The 10,706-nt window shown below is 73.1% G+C and carries 15 protein-coding genes; 4 read left to right on the top strand and 11 right to left on the bottom strand.

The genetic code is table 11. From position 1 onward, the window contains the following. Nucleotides 1–142 precede the first annotated feature (142 nt). The 9 genes from FF041_RS02150 to FF041_RS02110 form a co-directional block, all read right to left on the bottom strand. Nucleotides 143–358, bottom strand: coding sequence for a hypothetical protein (locus FF041_RS02150; RefSeq protein WP_153520764.1), 216 nt, complete (start codon nucleotides 356–358; stop codon nucleotides 143–145). Beyond that, a complete protein-coding gene (locus FF041_RS02145) occupies nucleotides 355–1,434 on the bottom strand; it encodes a hypothetical protein (protein WP_153520763.1) in 1,080 nt (359 codons plus the stop codon). The genes FF041_RS02150 and FF041_RS02145 overlap by 4 nt, the downstream gene beginning before the upstream one ends. Nucleotides 1,435–1,553: 119 nt before the next feature. Beyond that, nucleotides 1,554–1,883, bottom strand: a complete 330-nt coding sequence (locus tag FF041_RS02140; protein ID WP_153520762.1) for a hypothetical protein — start codon at nucleotides 1,881–1,883, stop codon at nucleotides 1,554–1,556. A gap of 125 nt (nucleotides 1,884–2,008) precedes the next feature. Next, nucleotides 2,009–2,164, bottom strand: coding sequence for a hypothetical protein (locus tag FF041_RS02135; RefSeq protein ID WP_153520761.1), 156 nt, complete (start codon nucleotides 2,162–2,164; stop codon nucleotides 2,009–2,011). 88 nt (nucleotides 2,165–2,252) lie between these two features. After that, the gene (locus FF041_RS02130) at nucleotides 2,253–2,423 is read right to left on the bottom strand and encodes a hypothetical protein (protein WP_153520760.1); all 171 of its coding nucleotides are present in this window, start codon (nucleotides 2,421–2,423) and stop codon (nucleotides 2,253–2,255) included. A 158-nt stretch (nucleotides 2,424–2,581) separates the two neighbouring features. Continuing rightward, nucleotides 2,582–2,818, bottom strand: coding sequence for a hypothetical protein (locus FF041_RS02125; RefSeq protein WP_153520759.1), 237 nt, complete (start codon nucleotides 2,816–2,818; stop codon nucleotides 2,582–2,584). Nucleotides 2,819–2,963: 145 nt separating this feature from the next. Beyond that, nucleotides 2,964–3,923 carry a hypothetical protein gene (locus tag FF041_RS02120; RefSeq protein ID WP_153520758.1) on the bottom strand — a complete coding sequence of 320 codons (960 nt, stop codon included), beginning with the start codon at nucleotides 3,921–3,923 and terminating at the stop codon, nucleotides 2,964–2,966. Then, nucleotides 3,920–4,408, bottom strand: a complete 489-nt coding sequence (locus FF041_RS02115; protein ID WP_228387981.1) for a hypothetical protein — start codon at nucleotides 4,406–4,408, stop codon at nucleotides 3,920–3,922. The genes FF041_RS02120 and FF041_RS02115 overlap by 4 nt, the downstream gene beginning before the upstream one ends. 37 nt (nucleotides 4,409–4,445) lie before the next feature. After that, nucleotides 4,446–5,129, bottom strand: a complete 684-nt coding sequence (locus FF041_RS02110; protein ID WP_153520757.1) for a hypothetical protein — start codon at nucleotides 5,127–5,129, stop codon at nucleotides 4,446–4,448. Between the two features lie 423 nt (nucleotides 5,130–5,552). Between FF041_RS02110 and FF041_RS02105 the strand changes: the two genes are divergently transcribed. The 4 genes from FF041_RS02105 to FF041_RS02085 all read left to right on the top strand — a co-directional run bounded on the left by FF041_RS02105 (nucleotide 5,553) and on the right by FF041_RS02085 (nucleotide 9,426). Further along, nucleotides 5,553–6,230, top strand: coding sequence for a GntR family transcriptional regulator (locus tag FF041_RS02105; RefSeq protein WP_153520756.1), 678 nt, complete (start codon nucleotides 5,553–5,555; stop codon nucleotides 6,228–6,230). 210 nt (nucleotides 6,231–6,440) lie between these two features. Beyond that, entirely contained in the window at nucleotides 6,441–7,331 is an 891-nt protein-coding gene (locus tag FF041_RS02100; RefSeq protein WP_153520755.1) for a hypothetical protein, read from the top strand. 5 nt (nucleotides 7,332–7,336) lie between these two features. Beyond that, nucleotides 7,337–8,704 carry a DnaB-like helicase N-terminal domain-containing protein gene (locus tag FF041_RS39995; protein WP_153520754.1) on the top strand — a complete coding sequence of 456 codons (1,368 nt, stop codon included), beginning with the start codon at nucleotides 7,337–7,339 and terminating at the stop codon, nucleotides 8,702–8,704. Between the two features lie 542 nt (nucleotides 8,705–9,246). Beyond that, complete coding sequence (locus tag FF041_RS02085) at nucleotides 9,247–9,426, top strand: hypothetical protein (protein WP_153520753.1); 180 nt, start codon at nucleotides 9,247–9,249, stop codon at nucleotides 9,424–9,426. 74 nt (nucleotides 9,427–9,500) lie between these two features. Here FF041_RS02085 and FF041_RS02080 read toward each other — a convergent pair whose 3' ends face one another. Both FF041_RS02080 and FF041_RS02075 read right to left on the bottom strand, forming a co-directional pair. Then, nucleotides 9,501–9,692: a hypothetical protein gene (locus FF041_RS02080; protein ID WP_153520752.1), complete on the bottom strand. Its 192-nt coding sequence runs from the start codon at nucleotides 9,690–9,692 to the stop codon at nucleotides 9,501–9,503. Nucleotides 9,693–9,823: 131 nt separating this feature from the next. Further along, nucleotides 9,824–10,372 (bottom strand): helix-turn-helix domain-containing protein, encoded by a 549-nt coding sequence (locus FF041_RS02075; RefSeq protein ID WP_153520751.1) that lies wholly within the window; start codon nucleotides 10,370–10,372, stop codon nucleotides 9,824–9,826. Between the last annotated feature and the right edge of the window lie 334 nt (nucleotides 10,373–10,706).

Genomic DNA, 10,706 nt, shown 5'->3' with positions numbered 1-10,706 from the left:
CCCCGTATCTGATACACCGTCAGATACTAGATACGTCCTCACTGCGTCGCCGGAACAACCGCGAACAGGAATTCACAGCACCCCCATAAACACATTCGCCCCGGACTGGAATTCAGTCCGGGGCGAATAGAAAAAGCGAGGATTACACAGTCTGATGCAGTGTTCCATTTGACGTCGGAATGGCTTCGATGGTGAGGGTGAACACCATGTCGACGAGGCAGCTGCGACGCAGGGCTGAGAGCGCTTGCGCGCGTACATCGGTTTCTGTGGCATTCGCCGGGGCGGTGAGTGTGCTGTGAGCGTCCCGGGTGGTGCGGCCGTCCCAGTAGGAGGCGGTCCAGCGGTAGTCGGTGGTCATGGCGTCATCCTTCCAGCGGTGGCCAGAGTGGCCTTGATCTTGTTGACGGTGGTCGCGCTCTTCCCGGCGACCGCGGCGATGCGGCGCTGGCTCCAGTCCGTTTGAGTGAGGCCGTACAGGATGCGGGCGCGGGACTGGTCGTCCGTCAGGAGCTCCGGGGCGCGGCCGGGTGCGCACTCCTCGGGGAGACCGGGGTGGTCCCAGTCCCGGACCGGGGCGGCGGGCGCGGCCGGGACGGGGCGCGGCTCCAGCTCCGGCTCCTGGTGCTCGTCCTCGACGCGGGCAGTCACCACCCAGTCCCGGACCGGGGCGGCGGCAGCGACGGCGGCCGGGGCGCGGTAGGGCTCGCGCACCTCGGCCTCCGGGACCGGGACCGGTACGGGGACGGGGTGCGGCTCGGGCTCGGGCTCGGGGGAGGTTGTCGCCGGGGTGGCGACCCGGGGCGCGACAGCGGGGTTGTCGGCCGCCTCTGTGCTGGGCGTCAGGGCCGGTTCCCCCTCCTCGGCGGCGGGCGCGACAGGCGACACGACAGGCGCGAGCGCAGGCACATCCACGGCGGCCTCCGGTTCAGCCGGCGGTTCCGGCACGGCGGCCTCCGGCTCCACCGCCGCCAGCTCCGGCACGGGGCGCGTGGCGACCACCACGCCCACCAGATGGACCGTCACGGCCGCCACGATCGGCGGGACGGTCGACACCCCGATCCTCAGCCACGGCGTCACCACCACGTCCCCGGACGCCACCAGGTGCCCGACCGCGTTCAGGATCACGCTCGCCGCGACCGCCGCCAGCGTGACCGCCCGCGCCAGATCCCGCGCCTGACGGGACATCTGCCGGGACAGCCACACCCCGCCCGCCACCAGCGCCAGCACATCCACGGCCACCGGCAGCGACCACGCCAGCCGCCCGCTCCACTGCACCCAGCCCACCGCATGCCCCAGCTCCGCCAGCGTGCTGGCAGAGGCCGCCATCGCGACCACCGTCACCACCACCGCCCCGGCGATCAGCGCGCGGAACACGCGGTCACCACCACCGGCGGTGACCGCGTGTTCCGGCGCACCGCCCTGACGTGCTGTCATCACTCTGTCTCTCCATCACTCTCTCGGATCAACGGCCCCGGCCGTGACCGGCCGGGGCCAGGGGGGCGGCGCGTACGCGCCGCGTGGGGCCGGGCGTCCCGCCCGGCCCCACGGTCGCCTCAGAGACTCCCGGTACGCAGGTACGTCTCTACGTCCTGAGCCGCCTCCTGAGGCGACCCCGACCGGATGTTCACCCTCAGGTACGGCATGGGCATGGCGTGCGGGTCACCGTCGGCCGTGATCACGAGCTCCCCCGCGCTCCGGCCCACGATCAGCCACTGCCCCAGCGCCACCGCCCGCGCCAGCGCCGTCCCGACCGGGGCCTCGACGCCCCTCAGCGGCACGTGCACGTACGGCCCCGCACTCCGGGACACGTGATACGTCGCCCCGTGCTCGGACAGCGCCAGGGACAGATCCCGCGAGAAGTCGATTTCTGCGCGACTAGCCATTTTGTCTCCTTCTGTGATGTGTCGGTCAGTCAGGGGTCAGTGGGGGTCGGCGGGGTGAGGACGCGGGGGCTCGGGCGGCGGGCTCGGCACCCGGCCGCCGCTCTCATGCGGCTGAGGCCGGGCGGTCACCTGCCCTCCCGCGCCCGCCGGATCTCCTCGGCCGCCCGCGCCGCCGCCTCAGCAGCCGCGCCAGCCGCCTGCGCCGCCGCGATCCGCGCCTGGGCCAGCGCCTCGGCCGCCTGCTGCGCCTGGAGCTCGCCGATCTCGTCCTCGGCGCTCACCGGACCGCCCCCGGCTCCACCCAGCCGCCGCACCGGCGGCACACCAGACGCGGCCCCTCCTGGACCATCGGACGCCCGCAGCAGTCCATCAGCGCCCACCACCCGTCCGGGCGGCCTCGGTGCCGGGAGTGCCGGGGGTGCCGGGGACCGGCTTCGGCACCGGCCGGTGCCAGCCGCCCCGGGACGCCTGATACGTCGTCTCATGCGCCGGATCCGGGCGCGAGCCCGGGGTGATCGGCATGTTCTTGCGGAGTGCCATGATGGGATCTCCACTTCAGGTGGAGCGGAGCGGTCGGACTCTTGGTGGATGACGGCCGCTCCGCGCATGTCTGGGTCCGGCGTATCCGGCCCCCGCCCGCACCCCGGAGACGCTCCGGAGGACGGACGGCGATCGGACAGACGGCGATCGACAGACGGCTACTGCGGGGCCATGCGGACCGTGACGAGCCGCACCACGCTCTCGGGGGCGCTCATCCGGTCGGCGCACAGCCGCCGGATCTCCTCCAGCGCCTGCCCCGCGGTCGTCCCCGGCTCCGGCCGGTACTCCCCCCAGTGCTCCTGGGCCACGGTCTGCACAGCGACGACGACGGACCAGCCGTAGACGCGGCCGGGGTCGAGCTCCTGACTCCAGTCGATCTCCGATGCGGGCTGCATCAGTGCTCCTATCAGGCGGTAGGCGGGTAGGTAGGCGAGGCGGTAGGACGGTAGGTAGGTGCGCTCTGACCTGCGCTTTCCTACCCCCCTACCCGCCCCCGGGGAGGGCCCCGCGCCCCGGCCGGGGAGAGGGGCCGACAGCCCCTCACGCCGCACCCCGACCGGGGGCCCGGGACGCCCCCGACACGGCCCCCGACGCGGCCCCCGGGACGGGCCCCCGACCGCCCGCCGGGACAGGCCCCGGGACCGGTGCCGGGACCCCCTCCCCGCCGCCCCCGTCCCCACCCCCGCCGGGGGCGGCGGGGAGCCGCTCCCGCGCCTCCTCCAGCGCCGACCGGTGGACCCCCATCACCCCACCACGCCCGGCGACTTTGAGCTGATCCCGCACCGGGATGCCCGCCGCCTCCACAGCCGCCCGCAGATCGCCCGCCGACCAGTCCTCCAGCCACCCGTGCCGCTGCGCCCGCGACAGCGCCACATCGACGTGGATCCCGTTGGCACCGGGCGCGTACGCCGCATCGAGGACCGCGACGATCTCAGCCAGCGTCAGCGGCTCGTCGCCCTCGTCGCCGTCGTCGCCCTGGTCGCCGCCGTCAGCGGGGGAGTCCTCCCCCTCCGGCAGGAGCGAGCACTCCGGGCACGCCGCCCGCGCCGCCTCCATCGCCGCCGCCTCGGCCGCCGCCTTCCGGGCCTCCGCCGTGGGGGAGCACAGACTGGCCCCCACCACCCACGCCGCCAGCACCACCGGCGGCGCATACGCCGTGTACGGCGACTGCACCACCACATAGCCCGCCGCATACACACCCGCCGCCCCGTACCCCAGCCGCGCCCACGCCCCCTCACCACCTCCCCGCACCCACCCCACCGCCCGGCCCACCAGCGCCACCGTCCCCGGCCCCAGCCCGTCCCCCAGCTCCCGCCACCCCGCCCACGACACCGGCACCAGATACGACACCAACCCCGGCTCCGCCTCCTGGTCCTCCTGGTCCGCCTCCTGGTCCTCCTGGTCCTCCTCCTGGAGCTCCTCCTCCTGGAGCTCCGCGACCACCGCCAGCTCATGCCCGTGCCCGGCGCCGGGGCCGGCTCCGGGCGTCCCCCCGCTCACATCGCCCCCAGCGCACCGGCCGTGGTCAGCACCAGAGCCTCCGGCACCCCCCAGATGCCGCCCGCCTGGGACCAGACCCCGGCCGCGAGGATGCCCGCGAGCGCACCCCGGCCGGGCGACAGCTCCCGGAAGTAGAGGAACGCCCCGAGCAGGCCGGAGACCGCGCCGAGGCCAGCGGCCCCGAACGCGCCGCCCGTGAAGATGCTGGCGAACGCCTGCGACAGGTCGCCCGTCGCGGTCCAGATCGACCCGGCCGCCGCGTAGCACGTCCCCGCCCCGATCCCGATCAGCGTCGCCTGCGTCGAGCTCAACTTGTAGCGGATCTTGCTCTGGCCCTTCGGCTCCCGGATCCCTCCGACCAGAGCAGCCGTCCCCACCAGCGCCAGCCCGCCCGCCCCGACGCTCCCGAGCAGCTTCCCCCCGGTGAACCCCTCAGCGGGGGCGGCCTCGGCGATCGCCATCACAGTCTGAACATGCTCAAACATGCTGAATGTCCTATCTATATCGATATGTGGCAGTACGTCAGATCTGAGAGGCGGGCGCGTACAGGGCCAGCGCCGTCACGGCGGACGCCAGCGGGACCCGCGCCGCCCACGCGACGCTCCAGTGCCAGTGACGGGTCCGCCGGTCCCACACATGGGCGATGACCAGACAGACCCCGGTCCCGAGCACGAGCGCGCCCCCGATCGAGTAGTCCTCACCGCACGACTCGATCGCGTCACCGATCAGCCCCAGCAGCCCCACCTGGTACCCCGCCCCGGCCGCGAGCCCGTTCATCACCAGCCGCCGCGTCCCGCCCGACAGCCACGGACGCGGCTCCCCGGTCGCCTCATCCACCGGCCGCTCCGGCAGCACCGGCACCGGGTAGTACTCGCCCACCGGCACCGGCCGCAGCCACCGACCCTCCACCGCCTCCTCCGGCGCGGGCTCCGGCGGCGGCGGACGCAGACCCCCGCCCGCGTCGTACACCGCCTCCCACCACCCATCCGCACCCGCACCCGGACCCGGCGGAGACGGGAGCTCCGGACGCAGACCCCCCTCCGCGTCATACAGGCCGTCCCACCAGCCGTCCGACTCCTCAGCCTCCGGAGCCTCCGACCCACGGACACGGCGTTCGACAGCAGCAGCCGCAGCATGCAGCCGCCCCGACCACCACCGCCCCGAGGTCGCCCTGGTCTCGGCCTCGGCCTCGGCGTCACCGCTCACAGGGACACCCCCCGCGAGCACAGCAGCGCCCGCACCCGCAGCTCATCGCCCCCCGCCGCGCCCGCCGACTCAGCCGGCTCAGCCGAGATGACCACGATCACCACCTCAGCGGCCGGGACACGCCCCCACCGCCACCACCGACACCACCACCAGGACACACTGGACACGTCGACACCCCTTCTCTCCACGCACGGATGGATCGGTCCGACACGGCTCGGGTGCTGGAACACCCCGGCCACGCCCGGCCGGTGCTGGAACACCGGCCGGGCCTCGCCGTGTTTACGCAGGTCAGACCACGTTTACCCAGGGACAATTACCCCTCGGGAGTGGAAAAAACTTCCCATAGGAAGTAGCTTCCTGTAGGAAGATAGGGGACGCTTCAGGTAGCGTCAAGAGCATCCGATAGGAAGCTAGGAGGTCCACATGACAGGCACCGTCGCGGGCATGGCCGCGTACCTGAAGGCGCGCATCGATGGAGGCACGCTCGAAGCAGGCAACAGACTTCCGCCCACACGCGCACTAATGCACCAGTTTGCCCTCAGCGACAACGCGGTGTACCGCGCCGTCGCCCTCCTCAAAGCCGAGGGCTACGTGTACTCCCAGCAGGGCAAAGGCGTCTTCGTGGCTGATCGCCGGAAGCTCATCGCGGGGATGCAGCGGATCGGTGGCATCACGCAGGCCGGGGAGACGATCCACCACACGCGCAGTGTCCGAGTGCAGGCTCCGGACTGGGTCGCTGACCAGCTCGGAGCGGGCGAGTGCGTGAACCGGGTGCGTACCGTGAATAGGGGGAGTCTCATTTTGCAGGCGTCCCAGTCATGGGTACATCTCGATATCGCAGAGGTGGTGCCGGAGATCGACGAGCCGCGAGCGTGCGATCCGACATGGCAAGCCGTGTACGCGGAGCGTTCAGGCAATTCCGTAGAAGTCGCCTCGAAGACGGTAGATGCGCGAATCACTACCGCAGCAGATCGTGAAGCGCTCGAATTGAGCGACGATTTCGCGGTGCTAGTAATGCGCAGCGTTTATGTCACCGGAGACAAAGTGATTGGAATAGGTGAAGGCGTTTACGCACCTGGCCATCCTCTGGCCATTTCCTAGAATCCGCCACCGACCAAAACGCAGCAGGCCCCGCCGTTGGCGGGGCCTGAACGTCCGCCCGGGGTTGCAGCCCCAGGGGCGAGAGCACGAGATAGGTGCACTAGTGAGCGTACGAGATGACAGGGCCGTTCGGCCACAGGACCACGGTGTGACGGCGGCCGGGGCGGGGGTGGCGGTGTGAGGAAGCGGACCAGTCGACCGCCACGGTTCGTGGCGATCGACAACGGGGCGGCCGACGACGAGGAGCTGCACGTCCTGGCGCTGGGGCTGCTGACCCTGCTGCTCCGGGCGAAGGACGGCGACGACGTGACGGTGGAGGGGATCTCCAAGCGCCGCAAAGAGGGCCGGGAGGCTCTGGCGGGCGCGATGCGCAACCTGGTCTCCCGGGCGTACGTGGTCAAGTTCAAGATCCACGGCGTGGACGCCAAGTGGCGCACTGAGTTCTCCGCCGACTCGATCCGGTTCACCCGGGACGATGTCGCGGCCATGATCGCGGAGATCGAGGAGTCCGGGTGCCGCTCGGTCCGGGTGGAGCCGGAGTGGATCGACCCGCGTGAGGACGGCGGACGACCTACGGAAACCCGTAGGTCGTCCGCGACCAGCAAAAACAAGGCATCGTCGCAGGTCGCACCGACCTACGGGTTTCCGGCTGTCGGGGCATCGGGTGTCGGGGCCTCGGCGGCTAAAAAGATCAAGACTGGTGAGGAAGAAGACTCTCTCTCTGGTGCGGGTGGCGTGAGCGACCCCGGAGAGAGAGAGGCGGCTGCGCCGGAGGGGTCGGGGGCTGACGTGGTGGTGGACGCGTACGTCCAGGCGCTGGGTCGGCCGCTGCTGAACGGCTCCCGTGAGCAGCTGCGGTCTCAGGCTGAGCAGCTGCTGGCGGTCGGGTACGCGGTGGCGTGGCTGGCGGCGCGGGCGGCTGAGATGCCTGCGCTGGGCTACCGGGACCTGGTGCAGCACGCGCAGCACCCACGGCACAGGCTGCCCGGCCAGGCCGGGCCGACGGGCGCGGCTGCTCCTGGTGGCGAACGTCCGTCAGCGACGGCGGAGCAGGTGGCGGCGTTGCGGGCGAGGATCGCGGAGCGGGGGTCGGGTCTGTGAGCGGGATGAGCGAGGCGCGGGCGGAGTATCTGGCCGATGCGGAGAGGGCGGTGCTGGGGGCGCTGATGATGCCGGGGGACGCGGGCGACGACGCGTTCCGGGCGGTGGTCGAGGTCCTGGAGCCGGCTGACTTCTACGCGCCCCAGCACGGCGCGGTGTACGGGCTGATCTGCTCGATGCGGGCGCGGCGAGAGCCGTGCGATCCGATCACGGTGACGGGGGAGCTGGCCCGGTCCGGCGACCTGGCGCGGGTGGGCGGCGCGGTGGCGGTCCACCAGCTGGTGGACGCGGTGCCGACGGCGGCGCATGCGGAGGTCTACGCCGGGGAGATCCGGGATGCGGCGCTGCGGCGGGCGCTGGCTGCGGCCGGGGCGCAGACGGCGTCTGAGGCGATGTCGGGTGAGGGCGACGCGCAGGAGCTGGCGGAGCGGGCGGTGGCGCGGGTCCAGGCGGCGCGGGACCGGGGCCTGGCCGCCACGGACACTCCGCCGGTGGACCTGATCGACTTCCTGGCGGAGGCGGACGTGGAGCCGGACTGGGTGGTCCCGGGGGTGCTGGCGCGGTGGGACCGGCTGATGATCACGGCGGGGGAGGGCGGCGGCAAGAGCCTGCTGCTGCGTCAGATCCTGGTGCGGGCGGCGGCCGGGCTGCATCCGTGGAAGCGGGCCCGGATCCGGCCGGTGAAGTGCCTGCTGGTCGACGTGGAGAACAGCGCCGACCAGACGCGGCCGTGGCTGGCGCGGATGGCGGCGGCGGCGGCTGAGGAGGGTGCGCCGATCGGCCGGGGGCAGATGGTCGTGGACGTGCGGCCGGAGGGGCTGGACCTGAACCAGCCCGCCGACCGGTCGTGGCTGCTGCGGCGGGTGGAGCGCGAGAGCCCGGACCTGATCGCGATCGGGCCGGTGTACAAGCTCGCGGCTCCCCGGTCGGGGGAGTCGGCGGAGGACTCGGCGCGGGCGCTGATGTCGGCTCTGGAGGCGGTCCGGGTCGCGTCCGGGGGGGCGGCGCTGCTGATCGAGGCACACGCGCCGCACGGCGGTCCGGGTGGGCGGCGGGACCTGCGCCCGATCGGCAGCTCGCTGTGGTTGCGCTGGCCTGAGTTCGGGTTCGGTCTCTCCCCGGCGGAGGGTCCCGGGGCGGAGACGCTGCGGCTGATGGACTGGGTGCCGTGGCGTGGGCCCCGCTCGGCGCGGTCGTGGCCGGAGCAGGTCTGCGAGGGGGTGACGTGGCCGTGGCAGGCGATCGAGCACGCGGGCAACGCCCCCGTCCCGGCGCTGACGGTGACGGACGAACAGGCGGCTGCGGCCGGGATCACGATCCCTGCTCCGGCTGACGGCGGGGCCGACCGGTGGGCGGCTGATCCACTCACCTAGCCCCAGACGGCCCCTCAGGCGCTCCCTGAGCGTCTGTCACCCGTCCCCGGGTCTCCGTGGGCCCCCGGGGGCGGGATCGGGCCTCAGATCGGCGTACAGCGCCTCACGGGCTGTCTGTCCGTCCGTCAGGCCGTGGTCAGGCCGGGGCGGGTGTCCGACGCGTGTCGTGCGTGTCGCGTGTCGTGCGTGCCGTGCGTGTACGCGTGGCGGGCCGGGTGCCGGGATCGGGTCACGCGGGGGCGGGCTGGGCTCTACGGTGCCCCTCACGCCGTCTGTGAGGAGAGCGCTGTGACGACTGCCCGTGCCCGGTGTGCTGCTGCGCACGCCGATGATCCGACCCGGTGTGAGGGGGCGGGGGATGCTGTGCTGGTCCGGGACCGGTACACCGCTGTGGGGGGCGTGCTGGGGTGTGTCCATCACGGTGCGCGGATGCTCGCCAGCATCGAGGGCGGGCGGGTCTACCCGGGGCATGCCCCGGGTAGCGCGGCGATCGCCGTCTGGACCCGCGCCCAGTCCATCCGGCCGTTCGCCTGGGTGGCCCGGTGAGCGGGTCCACCACGGGGATGCGCGCCGTGACCGTGAGCTGTGATCAGTGGATCCAGCGGGCCAGCGCGAGCGAGCTCCTGATCTACGTCCGTACCGGCTCCTACGGCACGAGCCGGCTGGTGGACATCCGTCCCGAGCCTGTACGCCGGGCCGAGGTGCTGCGCGTCCGCGGCTGACCCTGGGGCCGCTGGCCGGGGTCGCGCGGGGATCTGCGTGCACGGGTGCACGTGCACGTGGGGCGGCTCGGTGGTCAGGGGGCGGTGCCGGGTCCGGTGCCGAGGGTGCGGCGTCCGGCGGGACGCTCGCCGGGCGGGGGGTCGGCGGCCGGGGCGGCCGGGGTGATGCGGTCGGCGGCGGTCCCGGCGCGTGCTGGCGTGGGCGGGACGGCGTCTGTCGTGGGAGACGGGGCGGGGCCGGTGCCCAGGGGGCGGCGGTCGGTCACGGGCCCAGTCTCTCCGTGCTGCCGGGGCCGCGCCAGCGGCTCTCCCTCTCTCCCTCGTCGGGCTCTGGCCGGTCGGCGCGGGCTGGGGCGTTCTCCGGTGGGGAGGGAGAGAGGGAGGGAGAGAGGGAGGGTCAGCGTCCGGGACGCCACCAGCGGGCGGGGCGCGTGTCGTCCGTCTGGCGGGTGGTCATGGGCGGGGCCGGGGGCTGGTCATGGCCCTCGCTCTGGGCGGGGACGGTGGGCGGCTCCGCCTCGCTCAGGTCCTGGTCGGCGGGCGGGGCCGGGGGAGCGGGGGTGAGCGCGCGCAGGAGCTGGCGGAGGTCGCCCAGGTGCTCACGGAGGAGGCGGGCCTCCGCCTCGGCGATCTCGGCCCGGTGGCGCGCGGTGAGCAGCTCGTCCATGAGCGCCTGAGCGTGGGTCATGGACGCCCCGTGGGCGGGGTGCTCGCCGGGGGTGCTCACGGCCCACGCTCCCCTGTCCGCCGTGGGCTGCTCGTCGGGCGGGGCCGGGGCGTGGAGCCGTAGACCGGCGGCCAGGAGCTCGTCCACCGAGATCAGCCACCCCCGGACCGGATCGCGCCGGGTGCTGGGGAACTCGCCGCCCTCACGGCGGCGGCGGATCGTGGACAGGGAGACCCCGCACGCGGCGGCGGCCTCCCGCTGAGTCAGCAGTGGGCGCATGCCCGGCATCCTCCCCCGCGTCAGCGCCCCGTTCACCCCCCGCTCACCCGCCCGGACCGCGCCGCCGACCCAGTCACCCGGAAATCGAAACGATGATCTCCCCATGTAATCCGGTCCCTTTTCCTATTCGCCCCGGGTCGAATTGCGGCCCGGGGTGAACGTGTTTATGGGGGTGGCTTTGCATTCCCGTTCGCGGCCGTTTCGGCGACGCGGTGAGGACGTATCTGGGTGTCTGATGGTCTGTCAGGTGTGGGGGAGCGGGGGTGGAAATGCTCTGTGCGCCTCTCTGGGGCGCGTACGGCGACGCCCACCCACCGGGGAGTGCGACACGGTG

The sequence above is a fragment of the Streptomyces jumonjinensis genome (assembly GCF_009600885.1).
Classification (GTDB): Bacteria; Actinomycetota; Actinomycetes; order Streptomycetales; family Streptomycetaceae; genus Streptomyces; species Streptomyces jumonjinensis.
The sequence above is the reverse complement of the archived record's forward strand: the minus strand, read 5'-3'. Positions and strand labels throughout refer to the sequence as shown.

What these genes read in the sequence shown, in the direction of transcription:
- FF041_RS02150 (WP_153520764.1), bottom strand. Translation starts at nt 358, where the DNA reads ATGACCACCGACTACCGCTGGACCGCCTCCTACTGGGACGGCCGCACC.
- FF041_RS02145 (WP_153520763.1), bottom strand. Translation starts at nt 1,434, where the DNA reads ATGACAGCACGTCAGGGCGGTGCGCCGGAACACGCGGTCACCGCCGGT.
- FF041_RS02140 (WP_153520762.1), bottom strand. Translation starts at nt 1,883, where the DNA reads ATGGCTAGTCGCGCAGAAATCGACTTCTCGCGGGATCTGTCCCTGGCG.
- FF041_RS02130 (WP_153520760.1), bottom strand. Translation starts at nt 2,423, where the DNA reads ATGGCACTCCGCAAGAACATGCCGATCACCCCGGGCTCGCGCCCGGAT.
- FF041_RS02125 (WP_153520759.1), bottom strand. Translation starts at nt 2,818, where the DNA reads ATGCAGCCCGCATCGGAGATCGACTGGAGTCAGGAGCTCGACCCCGGC.
- FF041_RS02115 (WP_228387981.1), bottom strand. Translation starts at nt 4,408, where the DNA reads ATGTTTGAGCATGTTCAGACTGTGATGGCGATCGCCGAGGCCGCCCCC.
- FF041_RS02105 (WP_153520756.1), top strand. Translation starts at nt 5,553, where the DNA reads ATGACAGGCACCGTCGCGGGCATGGCCGCGTACCTGAAGGCGCGCATC.
- FF041_RS39995 (WP_153520754.1), top strand. Translation starts at nt 7,337, where the DNA reads ATGAGCGAGGCGCGGGCGGAGTATCTGGCCGATGCGGAGAGGGCGGTG.
- FF041_RS02075 (WP_153520751.1), bottom strand. Translation starts at nt 10,372, where the DNA reads ATGCGCCCACTGCTGACTCAGCGGGAGGCCGCCGCCGCGTGCGGGGTC.